We start from the raw sequence: 17,457 nt of genomic DNA, 5'->3' as shown, positions 1-17,457 counted from the left end.
GCCCTTTAGCCGCCAGACTTCAATTCGAGCGCCGATCCGTCTGCGCCGGCCTCGAACCGCCGCGCCAGTCCGATCAGCGCGCGATCGTGCCAGGCCGGCGCCAGGAGGGTCACGCCCATGGGCATGCCGTTCGGCAATTTCGCATTCGGAACAGCGACGCCGCAGAGATCGAGTAGATTGGCAAAATACGAGTAGTAGCCCAGACGATTGTTGAGGGTGATCGGATCACGATGCATCTCCTCCAGTGTGAACGGCCGCGGAGCAGTCGGAACCACCAGGGCATCGATGCCGGCAAAGATCGCTTCGGCGTCGCGGCGAAGCCGGTGCAGCCGGTGAATGGCACCAAACGTGTCGATCGCCGAATAGCCGGCGGCTGAGCCCAGCACGGTCCTCGTGACATCAAGCAAGGAGCCGGATTCGACGTCGATGAGCGAAGCGATGGCAGAGCGCCGCTCCGCTACCCAGGGACCGCTGAACATCAACTCCCCTGCCTGGCGGAATGGGGCGAAGTCCACCTCGATCGCCGTTCCTCCGATATGAGCAAGACGCTCGCAGGCGCTCTCGTAGAGTTCGCCGCATTCCGGCATGCCGAAGCATTCGATATCCGCTGGCGCAACGCGGCCGAACCGGAATGATGGCGCCGCCCCGTTGGCGGGGAAAAACGCTCTGGGCAGGCGGCTGTAGGGATCTTCGAAATCAAACCCTTCGATGATGTCGAGGATTGCCTCGCCGTCGCTGACGGTATTGCAGAATACCGAAACGCAATCGATCGTCGGACAATTCGGCACCAGGCCACGTGATGACACCAGCCCAACGGTCGGCTTGATTCCGACGATGTTGTTGAACCCGGCGGGTACGCGCCCCGAGCCGCCGGTATCGGTGCCGAGCGCAAAGGCGACGTGCCCGGCCGCCACGGCGATCGCGGACCCGGAACTGGAGCCGCCCGCAATATAGCGCGCATCGGCAACGGACGCGCAGGGGCCATGGGGCGAGCGCACGCCGGATAGGCCTGTGGCGAACTGATCGAGATTAGTCTTTCCGAGGCAAATTGCGCCGGCCGCGGTGAGGCGTTCGACGCTGTGCGCGGAATGCCAGGGCGTGTAGCTGAACGCCGGACATGCGGCAGTGGTCGGCATTCCCGCGACGTCGATATTATCCTTCACACCAAATGGAATGCCGAGCAGCGGAAGATTCTCGCCGGTCCGCGCGCGCGCCACCAGCTTATGGCATTCTTCGAGTGCCTCCTGCCGTGGGCGAAGATAGATCCAGCAATTGCGGTCGCACTCGGCCTCGATCCGGTCATACGCCGTTCCGATCGCCTCCAGCAGCAGGGACGAACTCCTGGCAATGCCTTCGTAGTTTGTCCTCAGGTGCGCGACACACTGGCTCACGGAATACCTCCTCATCCAACCGGCAGGCGCGAAATTGCGGCAGCTCTGCGCGGCCAACAAGCAATTAAGTGCTTCGCCCAAATGCCGCCTGAACCGGAAACGTGCCGCTCAAACAAAAAGGGCGCCGTGCCGAAGCACGACGCCCCCGTTTGTCGCTATACGCGCGATCAGTTGGTCTGCTGGATCGCCGACAATTCCCAACCGCTGCCCGGACGTCGGGCAAAGGTCCAGACTTCGGTGGCCTCGCCCGGCTGCTCGCTGCCGGCGACAACCGCGCCGGTATTGCGGTCGAGCGTCTTGTCGGTGAGCGCGAAGCGCAGCGCCACCGTCGCGTAATCGGTCTCGCCTTCGCGCCAGGATTCCGCGAGGTCGCCCTGCAACAGCTTCACGTCGCTGACCTTGTTGACGACGTTGCGTGCGCGGTTCTGGCCGAGGTCCTGCTCGAAATAGGAGACCATTTCCGGCGTCGCGAGCGTGTGCAGCTTGGCCACGTCCTCGTTGGACCAGGCGGACTGGACGTCGCCGAGCAGGCGCTCGAACGCCTCATAGTCGTCCGGCTTGATCTCGAGCGGCGCGTTGTTGTTGGCGCCGAAGCCGAAGCCGCCGCCAAGACCACTACCAAGACCACTACGATTGTTCGGCTGCGGTCCCGGACCGGCACCGGCATCAGCATTGGCATAGGCCGCCTGCGGGGTGTGGCGGCGCTGCCACCAGGACATCGCCAGCCGAACCACGACCACCACGAGCACGATCTGGATGATCAGGCCGATGATCGACGACAGGCCGCCGAGGCCGCCGAAAAGGCCACCGCCGAACAGCATGCCGAGCAGGCCCGCGCCGAGGAAGCCGGCCGCAAGACCGCCCATGAAGCCGCCGGCCCGGCCGAACAGGCCGCCGCGCGCGGGCGCAGCTGCGGCCGAATTCATGCCAGCACCAGGCTGGGTGTAGGTCCGATTGAACTGCGAGGTCGAGCCCGGTGCGGTCGTGGTCGACGGCGGGGCCGAATAGGTGCGCGAACCGCGCGAACCCGACGACATGCCGCCACCGACGCGCGCGTCGGCTGACGAGATCGCCAGCGCAGTCGGCAGCGCAAGCGCCAGCACGACGGCGATCGTCTTGAAGAGACTGCGGGAGCGTTGCGAGAAATTCATGTTCGTTTCCCAGATCCCCGGCATGGGGACGTGCTCCTAAGATGGGCAGCCTTCCGGAAAAAGGAAGCCATTATCGGAACTTATGGCTGCGGCCCTCAGTCGCGGGGATGTGGCAAAAGCCCATATTTGCGGGCAGCTTGGCCGGGCGTGCGAAGGAACCGAGGTCGCGGGTTACCGTCGCTTTTGCGACGGGAATTCCGCTTTGCCTTCGTCACTGCGTTGAAGCCCTCACCCCGCCTTCGCCATCGTCTCCTTCACGGCCGCCACGAGCTGGCTGAGTGTGAACGGCTTGGGCAGGAAGTCGAACTGCTGGCCTTCGGGCAGGCTCTTCTCGAACGCGTCTTCGGCGTAGCCGGAGACGAAGATGAACTTGATGTCGGGATTCTTCTCGCGCATCGCCTTGAGCAGCGTCGGGCCGTCCATCTCCGGCATCACGACGTCGGACACGACGAGGTCGATTCCGCCGCTCTGCTCTTCCAGCAGCTCCAGCGCCTCGACGCCGTTCTCGGCCTCGACCACGGTGTAGCCGCGCGAGCGCAGGCCGCGTGCGTTGAGCGCGCGCAGGCCCTCTTCGTCCTCGACCAGGAGGATGGTGCCGTGTCCGGTGAGATCGGTGCGGGGCTTGGCGTCCGCCGCGGACCCGGCTTCCTTCGCGGCACCATTGGTGGCGCCAACGACCGCCGCCGGCTGCTCGACCTGCACCTCCGGCTCGGCATGATGGCGCGGCAGGAAGATTTGGAACGAGGTGCCCTGCCCCGGCTCGGAGTCCACGTAAATGAAGCCACCGGTCTGCTTGACGATGCCGTAGACGGTGGAGAGCCCGAGGCCGGTGCCCTTGCCGACTTCCTTGGTCGAGAAGAACGGCTCGAAGATCTTGTCGCGGATGTCGGCGGGGATGCCGGTACCGGTGTCGGAGACCTCGATCCGCACATAGTCCGCGGCCGGCATGCCCTTGTAGGCCAGCCTGGCCGCTTCCTCGGTGGTGACGTTGGCGGTGCGGATGATCAGCTTGCCGCCGTCGGGCATGGCGTCGCGCGCGTTGACCGCGAGGTTGACGATGACCTGCTCGAACTGGGAGACGTCGACCTTGACCGGCCAGAGATCGCGGCCGTGGATGGTCTCGTGCTTGACCTTCTCGCCGATCAGGCGGCGCAGCAGCATGGCGAGGTCGGAGAGCGCATCGCCGAGGTCGAGCACCTGCGGCCGCAGCGTCTGCCGCCGCGAGAACGCCAGCAGCTGCCGCACCAGCGTGGCGGCCCGCGTCGCGTTCTGCTTGATCTGCATGATGTCCTGGAACGACGGGTCGGTCGGCTTGTGCGCGTTCAGCAGGAAGTCGTTCGCCATCATGATGGCGGAGAGCACGTTGTTGAAGTCGTGGGCGATGCCGCCGGCGAGCTGGCCGACCGTCTCCATCTTCTGCGACTGGTTGATCTGGTTCTCCAGCGCGCGCCGCTCGGTGGTCTCGAGCATGTGCACGATGGCGACTTCCGCGTCGTTCTCGGCCGCGTCCACCGGCGTGACGAAGAACTGGCCCCAGCGCTCTTTGGTTCCTTCGAGCGCCACTTCGACCGGCGCGACGTCGGCCTGGCCCTCCGCGGCCTGGTTGATGGCCGTGATCAAAAGGTGCCGGTCGCGCGAATTGACCGCGCGGAAGATCGACTTGCTGGCGCTGTCGAGCCCCAGCGCCTGCCCGAGCTTGGCGTAGCGCGCATTGGCGCGCACGACGTTGCCGCCGCGGTCGACCGTCGCGATCGCCATCGGCGTATGGTCGAAGAAGCGCATGAAGCGCACTTCGGCGGCGCGGTCCGGATCGCTGCGCTCGTCGCGGGCACGGCTGATCACCAGCGTGCGCGACGGGCCCGGCGCACCGTCGGCGCCGAAGGCGAGCTTGTGATAGAGCCGCACCGGCATGGTCTTGCCGGTGCGCATGCGCAGGTCGATGTCGAAGACCTCGGTCTTCACCTCGCCCGGCACCGCCACGATCGCGGTGAGCAGCGAAGCGCCGTCGCCGGAGACGATGTCGGTGAGCTTCAACCCGCCCGAGCCGATCTCGGCGAGGTCGTAGTCGAGCCAGTTCGCCAGCGTCGCGTTGACATAAGCGAGCTCGCCGGCCGGGTTGACCGAGAAGAAACCGCAAGGCGCGTGATCGAGATATTCGATCGCGTGCTGGAGCTCTTGGAACACGTCCTCCTGGCGCTCGCGGTCGCGGGTGATGTCGGAGATCGACCACACCGCGTATCTCGTCTCGCGCTTGCCGGTGCCGAGGGGCCGCACCCGCATGCGCAACCAGCGGCCCTGGCTGCCATCATGGCCGGAGATGCGCACCTCTTCCTGCTGCCGCTTGCCTTCGCGCGCGGCTTTCAACAGGCGGAACACTGCTTCGGAGACGTCGGGGTTGCCGATGAAGACGCGCTCCACGGGGCGCACGTCCTGTGGGCCGGCGGCGCCGGTCAGCGTCAGATAGGCCGCATTGGAGTAGACCACATGGCCGCGCGGGTCGGTCACGGCGAGGCCATCGAAGGCGTGGTCGGCGATGCGCCCCATCACGGGATCGTCGAGATTGCGATCGACGAAGCGGATGATGCCGGCGGCGAAGGCGAACAGGTTGAACAGGCCGACCATCGCCAGCACGGCGAGGATGCCGAGAATATAGGGCTGGGCCTGCGCGCGCCCGAGCGTCATCAGCCCGACGGCAACGGCGACGAGGCCGGCGGCCACCAGCAGCACCAGCGCAATGCTGCCCGAGCGCGGCGACGGCTCGTGCGCCGCAACGGGCTCGCGTGTGAGGTCGTGGTCGGTCTCGGCAGTCATCTCAAGCTGGCACAGCCTGTCGGCAGAGAATCAACGCGCTACGGGGCGCGCAGGGTCCTCCCTGCCTGAATCGGACCCGCAGGCGCAAGGGCAGCAGGGGCGAAAGGTACGCTGATTCCCAGATTAGAGCCATTTCCAGTACTTTTCAGGGGTTTTATTGCCGGCTGGCACCGAATCCGCTCTTCAGACGCATGACGTAGCCGATGACTTCGGCGACCGCATGATAGTGCTCGGTCGGGATTTCCTGGTCGATCTCGACGGTGGCGTAGAGCGCGCGGGCGAGCGGCACGTTCTCGACGATCGGGATGTCGTGCTCGCGCGCGATCTCCCGGATCTTGAAAGCGAGGCTGTCGACGCCCTTGGCGACGCAGATCGGCGCCGACATGCCGCGCTCATAGGACAGCGCCACCGAATAGTGGGTCGGGTTGGTGATGATCACGGAGGCCTTGGGAACCGCCTGCATCATGCGCTTCTTGGAGCGCTGCTGGCGCAGCTGCCTGAGCTTGCCCTTGATGTGCGGGTCGCCTTCGGACTGCTTGAACTCTTCCTTGATCTCCTGGAGCGACATCTTCTGCCGCTGGAACCAGCTGCGATACTGGAAGAAATAGTCGCCAATGGCGATGATCGCGAGCGCCGCGACCACCGCGCCGAGCAGATGAATGGTCAGGCTGGTAGAGGCGCCGAGCAAGGCGGCCGGATCGAGCCTGACCATCGCCTCCATGCGATGCCGCTCCGGCCAAAGGATCGCGGTCATGACCGCGCCGAGCACGATCAGCTTGCCGAGACCCTTGAGGAAGTTCGCCGCCGCTTGCTTGCCGAAGATGCGCTTGAGGCCTTCGGCAGGCGACAGCTTGCTGAACTTGGGCTTGAGGGATTCGGCCGACCAGACCAGGCGGTGCTGCAGCATGTTGCCGGCAATTGCCGCCAGCACCAGCATCAGCAGCGGCACGCCGACCGCCGCGAGCACCGCGACCTCGATCTGCTGCATCAGGGCGAGCAGAGCCCTGCCGTCGGTCTTGATCATCCAGGAATTGGCGAGCAGGTTGCGCATCGGCGCCATCAGCCCGCTGCCGACCGATCCCGAGAAGGTCGAGACCACGAGCGTGCCGCCCGCGATCATGAACCAGGTGTTGATCTCCTGGCTCTTGGCGACGTCACCGCGTTCGAGCGCCTCTTCGAGACGTTTTTGCGTCGGGTCTTCTGTTTGACTCTCTGGATCGTTGTCTTCCGCCATCGATCACCCGGTCACTTGAGCGGCATCATCTGGTGCATGACACCGATGAAATAGTCGAGATAGGTGCCCATCATCGCCGTGAGCACCACGGCGAGCACCAGGAAGCCGGCGAAGATCGAGAGCGGCACGCCGACGAAATAGACCTGCATCTGCGGCATCAGCCGCGCCAGCACGCCGAGCCCGATGTTGAAGACGAGGCCGAACACCAGGAACGGGCCGGAAAGTTGCAAGCCCAAGCGGAAGGCGGCGGCAAAGGCGCGCGTCGCCAGCGCCGCGACATCGCCGCTCGACACGGTCTCGCCCGGCGCGAAGATCGTGTAGCTGTCGTTCAGCGCCGCGATCACCAGATGATGGCTGTCGGTGGCGAACAGCAGCGTCACCCCCAGCATCGTCAGGAAGTTGCCGACCAGCACGCCCTGCTGTCCCTGCGTCGGATCGACCGAGGTGACGAAGCCGAGCCCCATCTGCTGCGCGATCACGGCACCGGCAACCTGGAGCGCCGACAACGTCACTCGCGCGGTCGCCCCCAGCACGATGCCGATCACGATCTCATGCAGCATCAGAACCAGCAGCGGCGCGATCGAGCCCATGTCGACCTGATAGGCACTGCGATGCAGCGGCAGGATGATCAGCGTAAGCATCAGCGCGATCGACAGCTTCACCCGCGTCGGGATATTGGTCTCGCCCAGCCCCGGCAACAGCATCACCATCGCGCCGACCCGGGCGAAGGCGAGCATGAAGGAGGCGGCAAGCGCCGGCAGCAGCGAGACGTCGATGCGCATGACCGGCGCATTGTGCCTCAGCCGCCGATGATTCGCGACGATATCCGCAGCATGTGGGAATGCAGTGCGTCGGCCATGAACGGCAACGCCAGCAGCATTGTGGCGAAGATGGCCAGAATCTTCGGCACGTAGATCAGCGTCTGCTCCTGGATCTGCGTCAGCGCCTGGAACAGCGACACGACGACGCCGACCACGAGGCCGACCACCATCAGGGGCGACGACACGATCACGATGGTCCAGATCGCATCACGCGCGACGTCGAGGGTTTCCGGTCCGGTCATTTCGCAGTTCCTTCATTCAAGTCTCATCCCCACCGCTTGATGAGGACCGCACGAACCCCTCCTCGTCATTGCGAGCGTAGCGAAGCAATCCAGACTGCCGCCGCGGAAAGATTCTGGATTGCTTCGCTACGCTCGCAATGACGACGGAGAAAAATCAGATCGGCATCTTCATGATGTCTTCGTATGCCGCGATCACGCGGTCGCGGACCGAGACCAGCGTGGACACGGCGACGTCGGTGTCTGCGACCGCCGTCACCACGTCCATCACGTTGGCCTTGCCGGCGGCCATCGCCACCGTCTGCGCATCGGATTTGCGGCCGGACTCCAGGACGCTGCCGACAGTGTCTTTCAGAAGAGAGGCGAAGGACTGCCCGCTCGGCTCGCTGCCCTTGCCGGCACCGCTGTTCTCCAGCACGCGGGCGAGGTTTGCATAGGCGTTGGCGGCAATTGTCGGTGTTGCCATGGTTCAAATGTCCTGTTCAGCTCTTGAGGATGTCGAGGGTGCGCTGGATCATCCGGCGCGTCGCACTGATGATGTTGAGATTGGCCTCGTAGGACCGCTGCGCGTCGCGCATGTCGGTCATCTCGACCACCGAGTTCACGTTGGGATATTTGACGTTCCCGGTGGCATCCGCCGCCGGATTGTTCGGCTCGTATTTGGTGCGGAAATTGGACTGGTCGGGCTTGATCCTGCCGAGGGTGACGACCTGCGCGTCGAGTGTACGGTCCAGCGCCGAGGAGAAGGTCGGCACCTTGCGCCGGTAAGGATCGCCACCGGCGGTCTGCGACGTCGAATCCGCATTCGCGATGTTCTCCGAGATCACCCGCATGCGCCCGGCCTGCGCCCGCAGACCGGAGGTCGCGATCGCCATCGAACGGGCAAAGTCGCTTGAATCATTCGCCATGATACGGCTCCTCTAGCTCTAGCCTTTACCGATCGCAGTCTTGAGCAGGTGCAGGCTCTTCGAATAGAGCGAGGTCGCCGCCGCATAATCCATCTGGTTGCTGGCGGCCTTCATCATCTCCTCTTCGAGATTGACGGCGTTGCCCGCGGGACGGGTCTCAAAACCCGCATTCTTGTTCTGGTCGAAGCCGGAGGCCGCGCCTGACGGCGCCATGTGGGAACCGCTGGTGCGGGTGAGCGCCAAAGGACCCATCGAACCCGTGACGGCGCCGGCCTTGTCCAGTTTCGGCTCGACCAGGTCGCGCGGCCGGAATTTGGGCGTGTCGGAATTGGAGACGTTCTCGGACAGGACGCGCTGGCGCTCCTGGTGCCATTGCATCTTGGTGCGAAGCGCCGATAGCACCGGAAGATCGTTGATGGACATCGTTGCGGCTCCTTCCGCCTCTCGGACTAGGTCCGAAGCTAGGCAGAATTTGCCGCCTGTATGGTTAACAGCTGGTTAAGGAGGGCACAGGCAATTGTCCCCCGCCGGGACACGAATGCGCGTGCCCGTGATTCTACGCCTCCAAAGCGGCATTAACCCAACCGCTTGGCGGCGCGTGCACAGGCCAAGAAGTCGTTTTGGATCGAGCGATTCATGGGTTATTAAGAGTTGGGGACGGCAAAACTTGCCGTGGGACGTTAAGAAATCGCAGTTTGGGGCATCGTACGCCGGTGGTTGGCGCATCTGACCGCAGGCACGAGAAGAGCGCCATTTGTCGGGGACAAGTATGCAAGGCAGCCCTATCACCTTCATCGTCGCGTTCATCGTCGTTCTGGCGTTGATCGGCGTCGCTGCATGGCTGGTTCGCCGATTCGCCACCAGCCGGCTCGGCGCCAACACCCAGCGCGGCCGGATGCCCCGGCTCGCCGTGATCGATGCCGCCGCGGTCGACGGCCGCCGCCGTCTGGTGCTGGTCCGACGTGACAATGTCGAGCATCTTCTGATGATTGGCGGCCCCACCGACATTGTCGTCGAACCCAACATCGTGCGCGCAGCGCCCGGCCGCGACCAGCTCCCGCAGCGTCCCAATGCCGCCGAGCCGCCGCGTCTTGCGCCGATGCCTGATACCAGCAGCTGGGCCGACGAAGCACCCCGGCCCGAACTGCTCGATCATCCCGAACCGCAAATGCCCGAGCCGCCGCCGCGGCCCGCGCGCCCCTCCTTCGCCGACGAAGTGCGCCGGCCCGCTCCCGCGCTGGCCGAACGCCGCAACGAGCCGCCACTGGCCGGCTTCACCTCCGAGCCGATCGCGCCGCGCCCCGAGCGCGAGCTGCGTCCCGAACCTATTCCGCCGCGCGTTGCGCGCAACGAACCCCCTCTGATGCCGCGTCCGCCGCGCCAGAGCGAGCCGGTGAAGGTGCCTCCAGTGCGCGCCGAGCGCGCAGCCGCGCCTCCTCCTCCTCCGCCGCCTGTGCCGCAGGCTCCGCCCGTTCCGCCGCCGGCACCCGCTCCTGCGGCGCCATCGAGCGCCGAACAGAATCTCGCAGAGATGGCCCAACGGCTCGAAGCTGCGCTGCGCCGGCCCGCCGGCGAGACGCTGGCCCCTCCGGTCGCACCGGAGCCCCCGGCCGCTCCCCCGCGTGTGGCCCGCAGCGAGCCGCCGGCACCACCGGCCCCGCCCGCAAAGCCGGCCCCGGAAAAGACCAGCTTTGAAAATCTCGAAGACGAGATGGCCTCGCTACTCGGCCGTCCGAAGCCCTCTTCGTGAGGCTGCCGGCCCTCCCGCGTAGAGTTTTTCTTCTTTCTGTCCTGGTCGGCGCGGCATCGCTCGCGATGCCGGCGCATGCGCAGGACATCAGCATCAATCTCGGCGGCGCAGGCGGGGGCGGCGTCACCGAGCGCGCGATCCAGCTGATCGCGCTGCTCACGGTGCTGTCGATCGCACCGTCGATCCTGATCATGATGACGTCGTTCACGCGCATCGTGGTCGTGCTGTCGCTGCTGCGCACCGCGATGGGCACGGCGACCGCGCCGCCGAACTCGGTGATCATCGCGCTCGCGATGTTCCTCACCTTCTTCGTGATGGGACCCGTCCTGCAGAAATCCTACGACGAAGGCATCCGTCCGCTCGTCGCCAATCAGCTCAGCGTCGAGGACGCGCTTCAGCGTGCCTCCGTCCCCCTGCGCGGCTTCATGCAGAAGAACGTGCGCGAGAAGGACCTCAAGCTGTTCCTGGATCTCTCCGGCGAGCCGCCGCCGGCAACCCCCGACGAGCTCGGCCTACGCATCCTCGTCCCCGCCTTCATGATCTCGGAGCTGAAGCGTGCCTTCGAGATCGGCTTTCTGCTGTTCCTCCCCTTCCTGATCATCGACCTCGTCGTCGCTTCCGTGCTGATGTCGATGGGCATGATGATGCTGCCGCCGGCGACGATCTCGCTGCCGTTCAAGCTGATCTTCTTCGTGCTGGTCGACGGCTGGTCGCTGGTGGCAGGGAGCCTGGTGCAGAGTTACGGGGGGTAGCGGCCCTCCCCTCCCTGTCGTTGCGAGGTGTCCTCGCGACGAAACAATCCAGGCTGCTGCCGCTGATATACTTTGGATTGCTTCGCTGCGCTCACGATGACGGAGAATGGGCGACCAGTCCGGCTGCGCTTCGCGCGGTACGGCAGCGCCCGCCCTCCCCCTTCGCGTCGTACTGCTTGCTGAGGTGATCGCCGATCTGCACCAGCATGCGGTTAGGTCGCATAGACCTGCTAACGACCTTGCAAACTACCGCGTCATCTTGATCTGCCGCACGACGGGGATCGTGGGCAGCGAGCCGGTGTGGTCGGACTCGTCCTTGGCCTGCGGCGAGGCCGGCGCGCGGGCGGAGGCGTCAGGGAAGCGCTGCTTCATCTCGCGCAGGAAGCCGTCGAGCGTGTCGACGCTGGCAGCCAGCTTGGCGATATCGGCGAATTCGGCGCTGGAGGCGCCGGTCGGCTTGCTCGCGATGTCGAAAGCGAGCCGATCGGCGCTCTCGCTCATCAGCGGAGCATATTTCTCGCGGAAGCGCGACAGGCCGATCGAGTCGTCGGCGAGCGCATAGCCGACGGCGGCGCGGATGATGTCGCTCTTTTCCACCGCGTTGAGCGGCTTGAAGTCACGGAAACGCTCGCCGTAATAGAGCTCGATCTGCTCGGCGGATTCACGCCAGCGCCGCGCGGCCCAGAAGATGTCGGAGCGCAGGCGCAGCACCTCGCGCCCCGAGACGTTGGAGACGATGTCGAGCGCGAGATCGTGGCGGCCGACGTCGCTCTGCGCACGCGCCTCGAGCAGCAGGCGTTGCTGCCGCAGCTCGCCGGAGAGGTCATTGATACGGCTCGCGCGCAACGCCGTGATCGCCATGTCGGGTCTGCGGTTGGCGAGATAAATCATGGAGAGGCGCGCGGCGACTTGTGCACGCGCCGCGCCTTCGAGGCGGTGGTCGACCTGATACTGCAGGAGTTCGGCGGCCTGGTCGAGCAGATCGATCGAGGCGAGACGGTCGGCGAGGCGTCGGATCAGTTCGTCGCCGCGGCGACCGATCGGCGTCAGCTCGCGGAACTCGTAGAACATCCCGAGCGCTTCGACCGGCGGCAACTCGTCGCCCTTGGGCCCCAGGAATATCTGCGTGAACAGGTCGGAGGCGAGGTCCTGCGCCTGGCGCGAGGCATCCGCGTTCGGCTGCAGCCTTGTCGCGGTACGCGCCGCGGTGAGCGCGTCCCGGTAGCGCCCGTTCTCGGCAAACATCTGCGACAGCATCTGGAGCGTCTTGACCTCGATCGAGTCGCCGCGCCAGGTCATCGAGAGCGTTTCGAGCTCGCGCAGCGCGTCTTCCTTGCTGATCTCGTCGCGCTTCTGCCGCAGCGCGACCTCGAGCTGCTTGGCCTCGGCCGCAGCCGGCCGGTCGGACGAGCCGACCGCGAACTTGTAGTCGTCGAGCGCGTCCTTGTCGTGGCCGAGCGCCTCGGCGAGCCGGCCGCGCAGCACGGCGAAGCCGGGCGCGGCCTCGGGCGAGACGCCGACCACCTCGAGCTCGCTGCGGCGCTTGGAGGCGCCGGCATAGTCCTTCACCTCGAGCGAAGCGCGCATCGCCTCCATCGTCACGATGCGCTGGATGTCGAGCGGCAGCGAGGCGATGGCGAATTCGACGTTCTTGAACTTCTCGCGCGCGTCCGCCCATTTGCCCTGGCGCGCATAGGCGAGCGCCTTCCAGAGCTGAGAATCGTGGCTGTTGCCGATCACGGGGTTGGCGAGGTCCTTCAGGCCCTGCGCCGGCCGGCCGATCAGGATGCCCGCGATCGCATGCATGATCAGCGCACCGCTCTCCTCCTTGTTGAGGGGATCGGCCAGCATCAATTCGGTGACGGCCTTGGCCTCGTGGTACATCGCGCGCGACATGTAGAACTGCGCGAGGTCGAGCCGCGGCAGCGAACGCATCGCCGGCTCGACGTTGGCAATCGCCGTGATCAGCTCGTTCTGGCGCGCTATGAAGTTTTCCGACTGGCCCTTGCGCCAGCCTTCGGGGCTGAAGATCGGCCGCACTGCGGTCGGGGCACGCTCGGCCGAGATGTCGACCGGCGACAGCGTCAGCCCGCCCTTCTTGCCGAGGATGACCTTGTCGGACCCGACCTCGACGCCGACCTCGTCGGAATTCGGCCGGATCGCGATGCCATGCGCGGATTCCAGCAGCGCGAGATCGACGAGGTCCTGCCGCTTGATGAAGCCGCGCACCGGCCGCTGCGCGGTGATGACATAGAGCGTGTCGCCGGCGTCGGGATCGGTGAGCTTGTGCAGAAGGCCGGGGTTGGCGAAGGGGATCGCGATGTTGGCGAGCGCGGGGTCGGTGATGTTGCGCGACATCATCAGCGGCAGCGGCGTGGCCTGGATCTTGTCGGCGAGGGTCAAGAGCCAGTTGGTCTCCTTGCCGACCTCCTCGCTCGTCAGCGAATAGACCAGCGGCCGGGTGAGACGGATGCGCACCGCCTGTCCCTTGTCGAGCGGGATGCGGCCGACCTCGCCGATCATCGCACCACCCTTGGTACGGATCGCCTCGACGTCGATCGGCTTCGGCGTATCGAACACCAGCCAGATGGTGTCGCCGCGGCGGAACGCCGCCGCGGGCGTTGCGACCTGAAGCGGGAAGGTCACGCGCAGGCCGTCGCTGTCGCGGCGGGCATCGACGCTGGCAACAGTGGGCTGCGGCATGGCGGGCGCCTCTGCTGGCGCAGCCTTGACGGCTTCCTTGACCGGTTCCTTGGCAGCTTCCTTCACGACCTCTTTAGGCGCTTCGGCCATGACCGGCTTGGCAGGCGCGACCGCGGCTTCCGCCGCAGGGGTCGCAGGCTTCGAGATCTCCTTGGGCGCTTCCTTGGACGCTTCCTTGGGCGCTTCCGCAGCGTGCGCGGCTTCGGACGCGGGAGCCGGCATCGATTTCGGCGCTTCGGCGGGCGGCATGGCGGCGGGCGCTTCCGGCTTCACCTCGGGCTTGACATCGATCCTGGCTTCGCGCGCGATCGTCTCGGAGGTCGGCGGCGCGATCTCGCGATGCGCGTCCTTCGGCTTCTCGGCCGCCGGCTTTTCAGGCGCAGGTCCGTGAACGGCAGGCTTGGCCTGCGCGATCGCCGCCTCGGCCGTCGCGGCCATCTTGCCCCTGTCCGGCTGGAAGGAGATGTCGACGACGTAGTTCTTCTCGTCGCGGAACGAATGCACGTCGGAATCGCCGATCAGCGCGATCTCGACACTGGTCTGGTCGATGTCGGCCTTCTGCTTGATCGAGGCGACGTTCGGCGGCGCTGCGACGACCGCGTCCGCCAGATCGAAATTGAGGTTGGCGTTGAAGGCGAGCGTGAGCTTCTGCTCGTTGAGCACGGAGGACACGCCGACGCCGTCGGGCATCTCGAACACGAAACGGACGAAGGTCGGCTGCACCGAGGCGCGCACGCGGATCTGCGGACGCTTCTTGCTCTCCGCCGCGGCGCGCTGGGCGCGCAGCGCGCGTTCGGCGACGCGCGCGCGCTCGGCGAGCTCCTTGACCACGTCCATGGGCAGGCTCGGCGGCGGCCCCTTCCATCCCTCCGGCAAGAGGTCGATGAAGGTGCGTTCGCCGGCATTCATGGTGTTGACGGTGACGCGCCGCGCCAGCGACAGGCGGATGGCGCCGCCGTCGGGATCGCGGCGGGCGGAGTTGACGTAGTCGGGCGCGCCTTCCGGGACCCGATCGACGGGAACGTCGACCGCCCGGTCGAAGCGGATGACGAGAATGGAGCCAGCCGTCGTCACCTCGGAGGGGACGTCCTCGCCGAGCTTGATCACGAGACGGGCAAAGCCGCCGCCGGCCGAGAAAGTCGCCTCGCCCCGGACAGCATCGGCGGCACAGGCGGGCGCGCCGAGACCGATCAGCAGGCAGACCGCGAGCACCGGCGCCGCGCGGACATGACTCGACAGCCCTCGCGCCAGGGCGCGGGCTCGCGACACAAATCCAGCGGCAGCCTCTCGCGCCATTGGCGGTATTTCTTCCAGTTCGACGACCCATACCGGCACATGGCGCCGGCCCATGGCGTCGAATGTAGGTTTTGCCAATTAAGGACTTGTTAATGCTGTGGCGACTTGAACCGGCGCAGTGCGACGCATGCCTGCGGGCTGAAGCGTTCGCCTTGCGAATTTGGAGAGCAAGTGGTTAAGGAGGTGTTAACGCCCGGTCGTCGCCCGCACCGTCAGGAATGCCAATCACCCCCGCGATTGGCGGGGAAGGAATTCACCTCGCCGCGCGTTTTCGCGAATTGACTGCAAGTCAATCGTTCTTCCGAGATTCGAATCTGGATGTACTCGCGCTCGAGATCCGTCAGCTGCGTGTTCAACAGCCGCTGATAGCGGCGAATGCTGTCGTCGTGAGTTTGAATGAGCGCGAACCTTGCAACCATATTCACCTCCGATTAGTTCCGCCTCACCGGGCCAACTCAGTCGTAACCGACGCCATAGCGCGCAAACTCGTCGCCGATGTTCCTCTGAATTTTTTTTGCAGTCGAAATGTCAGAATTTCCGCCAATCGCGTCGCCTTGCTTCAGCTTGGCAAGCCCACGGCCAAAAAGCGCGCTCGCCAATTCCGGGGCGGCTCGCAAGGCAGAATTGTAGTCGGCGATCGCCGCACCGAACTCGCCCATCTTCAGGTGGATCAGCCCGCGCGAGTCGTACACGGCAGCGCTGGTCGATCCGGATTGAAGCGCTCTGTCGCAGTCCTCCAGCGCGGCCCGCCAGTCACCGAGCACCGCCCGGGTCCAACATCGTCCGCTCCGTGCGGCCAGCGAATCGGGCTGGAGACGAATGGCCTCGTCGTAGTCACGCGCCGCGCGCTGGTGGTCATTTCTCTTCAGGTAGGTTCCGGCGCGGTTGACGAAGGCCGCTCCATAGTCAGGATCGACCTTGATCGCATCATCAAAGGCTTCGATCGCGCGCTCATATTCGCCTTTCCTCAAGTAAGCCACACCGCGGTTGTTGAAGGCCTTTGCGTATGTCGGCTTGAGCTCGATCGACTGATCGAAATCGCGGATGGCTTTGTCGTAGTCGCCCTTTGCGGTGTAGGCATTGCCGCGATTGTTATAGGCGATAGCCAGAGCTGTCGTCGTACCCTGACGCGCCTCTATGAAAGCCGTGCAGGCATCGATCCGGGCATCGAGCGCGACGGCACCCACCCCGTTGCACGGTTCAATATGACTGAGATAGCTGCTCTTCACCTTGGAATTCTGGGCCGCGACTGGCAAGCCAACCAACAGCAGGACGCCAATCGCCACTCCGCTTTTGACGACGGATGATCTTGATTCCATGTCAGGCCCCGTCCTCTGAGATCTGGCGATTGCGCGAAGGCTAGAACCAGCGTTAGCACCCGCGGCAGATGTTCAGATTGAGCTTGCGCTCGGCCCGTTGCTCGGGTCGCGGCGCCCCCGTGACGCCGGACTTCTTCGGATACTTGTTCTTGCCCTCTTCGATGAGAGTGGAAAACCTGGTGGTTCCGTCATCTGAGATTTCGACATGTGGTGTGGTGCCTCGAACGCCCATCGTGGCCACCGGCGTTTCGATCCTCATATCGCCGGTCTTCGCAACCTGGCCGGCAACAAAAACGAACGTCCCCCTGGTCAGGTTGAAGATCGTCGAATTGGACTTTCCAGCCGGCTCGTAGACGTATTCGTCCAACGTCATGCGGGTGTTGCTCGACAAGTTGAACGAAGTTCCGTCCACGAAGTTGATGCCGACCCGACTGTCGGCATCGGTTCGAACCACATCGCCCAAATAGACCGGATCGCCAATCTTCGTCTGGATGGATTCGCCCGGGACGTTTGCCTGGGCAATGACAGCTCCCACATGCTCGATGATGACCGAGCCCTCGGCTGCCACAACTTTTCCGATTGGCTTTGACGACGAGTCCATGACGGCCCGCCGCGGAGACTCGCTCTGCGCCTGGACTGCGTGGGGCGACGAGCTGGCCAGCGCAAGCACGATACCTGCCACGAGAACAGTCGCCGCGTGCGTGCTCATGGCTCACCCCTTTTTGAAGATATTGGCTTGAGCATCCGAACGGCTCCGACGGCGTCGGCACCATCCGGCATCATGGCAGACCAGCGGCAACAAGCCCACGACAGCCAGACCGATTATTCCGGATTAATCCGAATGGCTGATCGCCGTGCCCGAAAGAGCCACTATTCGTGCCAAGCAATTTCAACCAGCTTTTCGCCCGTGCCGTCGGGCGAAACGACAGCAATTCTGCCGTGACTGGCCTGGGCGGAATTCTCGGAAACCACGACCTTCAGCGAGCTTGGCTGAGGTTGCCGGCGCAAAATTGCTCCCGATCTCGTGACGCGGCAAGCCAGCAAAGATACGGCGATGTCTGAGGTCGACCGCTGAGCAATCG

Annotated in this window: 15 protein-coding genes; 2 read left to right on the top strand and 13 right to left on the bottom strand. The window is 65.1% G+C overall.

Annotated features, from left to right (window positions below; genetic code table 11):
* Positions 1–5: 5 nt before the first annotated feature.
* The 9 genes from atzF to flgB all read right to left on the bottom strand — a co-directional run bounded on the left by atzF (position 6) and on the right by flgB (position 8,978).
* Positions 6–1,448: an allophanate hydrolase gene (gene atzF, locus JQ591_RS19330; protein WP_249137312.1), complete on the bottom strand. Its 1,443-nt coding sequence runs from the start codon at positions 1,446–1,448 to the stop codon at positions 6–8.
* A gap of 110 nt (positions 1,449–1,558) precedes the next feature.
* Positions 1,559–2,566: a Tim44 domain-containing protein gene (locus JQ591_RS19325; RefSeq protein WP_211397607.1), complete on the bottom strand. Its 1,008-nt coding sequence runs from the start codon at positions 2,564–2,566 to the stop codon at positions 1,559–1,561.
* A 204-nt stretch (positions 2,567–2,770) separates the two neighbouring features.
* Positions 2,771–5,353: a cell cycle histidine kinase CckA gene (cckA, locus tag JQ591_RS19320; protein ID WP_211397606.1), complete on the bottom strand. Its 2,583-nt coding sequence runs from the start codon at positions 5,351–5,353 to the stop codon at positions 2,771–2,773.
* A 154-nt stretch (positions 5,354–5,507) separates the two neighbouring features.
* Positions 5,508–6,587, bottom strand: a complete 1,080-nt coding sequence (flhB, locus tag JQ591_RS19315; protein ID WP_211397605.1) for a flagellar biosynthesis protein FlhB — start codon at positions 6,585–6,587, stop codon at positions 5,508–5,510.
* Between the two features lie 11 nt (positions 6,588–6,598).
* A complete protein-coding gene (gene fliR, locus JQ591_RS19310; RefSeq protein WP_211397604.1) occupies positions 6,599–7,369 on the bottom strand; it encodes a flagellar biosynthetic protein FliR in 771 nt (256 codons plus the stop codon).
* A 17-nt stretch (positions 7,370–7,386) separates the two neighbouring features.
* Positions 7,387–7,650, bottom strand: a complete 264-nt coding sequence (gene fliQ / locus JQ591_RS19305) for a flagellar biosynthesis protein FliQ (protein WP_007612284.1) — start codon at positions 7,648–7,650, stop codon at positions 7,387–7,389.
* A gap of 154 nt (positions 7,651–7,804) precedes the next feature.
* Positions 7,805–8,113: a flagellar hook-basal body complex protein FliE gene (gene fliE, locus JQ591_RS19300; RefSeq protein WP_007612285.1), complete on the bottom strand. Its 309-nt coding sequence runs from the start codon at positions 8,111–8,113 to the stop codon at positions 7,805–7,807.
* Positions 8,114–8,129: 16 nt separating this feature from the next.
* Entirely contained in the window at positions 8,130–8,555 is a 426-nt protein-coding gene (gene flgC, locus JQ591_RS19295; protein WP_007602149.1) for a flagellar basal body rod protein FlgC, read from the bottom strand.
* Positions 8,556–8,573: 18 nt separating this feature from the next.
* Positions 8,574–8,978 carry a flagellar basal body rod protein FlgB gene (flgB, locus tag JQ591_RS19290; RefSeq protein ID WP_027518914.1) on the bottom strand — a complete coding sequence of 135 codons (405 nt, stop codon included), beginning with the start codon at positions 8,976–8,978 and terminating at the stop codon, positions 8,574–8,576.
* 346 nt (positions 8,979–9,324) lie between these two features.
* Here flgB and JQ591_RS19285 point away from each other — a divergent pair, with 346 nt between their 5' ends.
* Positions 9,325–10,305: a flagellar biosynthetic protein FliO gene (locus tag JQ591_RS19285; protein WP_211397603.1), complete on the top strand. Its 981-nt coding sequence runs from the start codon at positions 9,325–9,327 to the stop codon at positions 10,303–10,305.
* Positions 10,302–11,057, top strand: coding sequence for a flagellar type III secretion system pore protein FliP (gene fliP / locus JQ591_RS19280; RefSeq protein WP_211397602.1), 756 nt, complete (start codon positions 10,302–10,304; stop codon positions 11,055–11,057). The genes JQ591_RS19285 and fliP overlap by 4 nt, the downstream gene beginning before the upstream one ends.
* Before the next feature lie 246 nt (positions 11,058–11,303).
* On the opposite strand, the gene JQ591_RS19275 is transcribed toward fliP, so the two are convergent.
* The 4 genes from JQ591_RS19275 to JQ591_RS19260 all read right to left on the bottom strand — a co-directional run bounded on the left by JQ591_RS19275 (position 11,304) and on the right by JQ591_RS19260 (position 17,084).
* Positions 11,304–15,056 (bottom strand): tetratricopeptide repeat protein, encoded by a 3,753-nt coding sequence (locus JQ591_RS19275; protein ID WP_211397878.1) that lies wholly within the window; start codon positions 15,054–15,056, stop codon positions 11,304–11,306.
* Positions 15,057–15,268: 212 nt separating this feature from the next.
* The gene (locus JQ591_RS19270; RefSeq protein ID WP_211397601.1) at positions 15,269–15,475 is read right to left on the bottom strand and encodes a hypothetical protein; all 207 of its coding nucleotides are present in this window, start codon (positions 15,473–15,475) and stop codon (positions 15,269–15,271) included.
* Between the two features lie 36 nt (positions 15,476–15,511).
* Positions 15,512–16,375 (bottom strand): tetratricopeptide repeat protein, encoded by an 864-nt coding sequence (locus JQ591_RS19265; protein ID WP_211397600.1) that lies wholly within the window; start codon positions 16,373–16,375, stop codon positions 15,512–15,514.
* A gap of 52 nt (positions 16,376–16,427) precedes the next feature.
* A complete protein-coding gene (locus JQ591_RS19260) occupies positions 16,428–17,084 on the bottom strand; it encodes a FecR family protein (RefSeq protein ID WP_211397599.1) in 657 nt (218 codons plus the stop codon).
* Positions 17,085–17,457 lie beyond the last annotated feature (373 nt).

The sequence above is a fragment of the Bradyrhizobium canariense genome, from assembly GCF_018130465.1.
GTDB lineage: Bacteria > Pseudomonadota > Alphaproteobacteria > Rhizobiales > Xanthobacteraceae > Bradyrhizobium > Bradyrhizobium canariense_C.
This window is presented reverse-complemented; position numbering and strand designations above follow the sequence as displayed.

Excerpts from the sequence above, each read along its gene's own strand:
- cckA (WP_211397606.1), bottom strand. The coding sequence starts at position 5,353 with ATGACTGCCGAGACCGACCACGACCTCACACGCGAGCCCGTTGCGGCG.
- fliQ (WP_007612284.1), bottom strand. The coding sequence starts at position 7,650 with ATGACCGGACCGGAAACCCTCGACGTCGCGCGTGATGCGATCTGGACC.
- JQ591_RS19265 (WP_211397600.1), bottom strand. The coding sequence starts at position 16,375 with ATGGAATCAAGATCATCCGTCGTCAAAAGCGGAGTGGCGATTGGCGTC.
- fliR (WP_211397604.1), bottom strand. The coding sequence starts at position 7,369 with ATGCGCATCGACGTCTCGCTGCTGCCGGCGCTTGCCGCCTCCTTCATG.
- flgB (WP_027518914.1), bottom strand. The coding sequence starts at position 8,978 with ATGTCCATCAACGATCTTCCGGTGCTATCGGCGCTTCGCACCAAGATG.
- flhB (WP_211397605.1), bottom strand. The coding sequence starts at position 6,587 with ATGGCGGAAGACAACGATCCAGAGAGTCAAACAGAAGACCCGACGCAA.
- JQ591_RS19285 (WP_211397603.1), top strand. The coding sequence starts at position 9,325 with ATGCAAGGCAGCCCTATCACCTTCATCGTCGCGTTCATCGTCGTTCTG.
- JQ591_RS19270 (WP_211397601.1), bottom strand. The coding sequence starts at position 15,475 with ATGGTTGCAAGGTTCGCGCTCATTCAAACTCACGACGACAGCATTCGC.
- JQ591_RS19325 (WP_211397607.1), bottom strand. The coding sequence starts at position 2,566 with ATGCCGGGGATCTGGGAAACGAACATGAATTTCTCGCAACGCTCCCGC.
- flgC (WP_007602149.1), bottom strand. The coding sequence starts at position 8,555 with ATGGCGAATGATTCAAGCGACTTTGCCCGTTCGATGGCGATCGCGACC.
- JQ591_RS19275 (WP_211397878.1), bottom strand. The coding sequence starts at position 15,056 with ATGGCGCGAGAGGCTGCCGCTGGATTTGTGTCGCGAGCCCGCGCCCTG.
- fliE (WP_007612285.1), bottom strand. The coding sequence starts at position 8,113 with ATGGCAACACCGACAATTGCCGCCAACGCCTATGCAAACCTCGCCCGC.
- JQ591_RS19260 (WP_211397599.1), bottom strand. The coding sequence starts at position 17,084 with ATGAGCACGCACGCGGCGACTGTTCTCGTGGCAGGTATCGTGCTTGCG.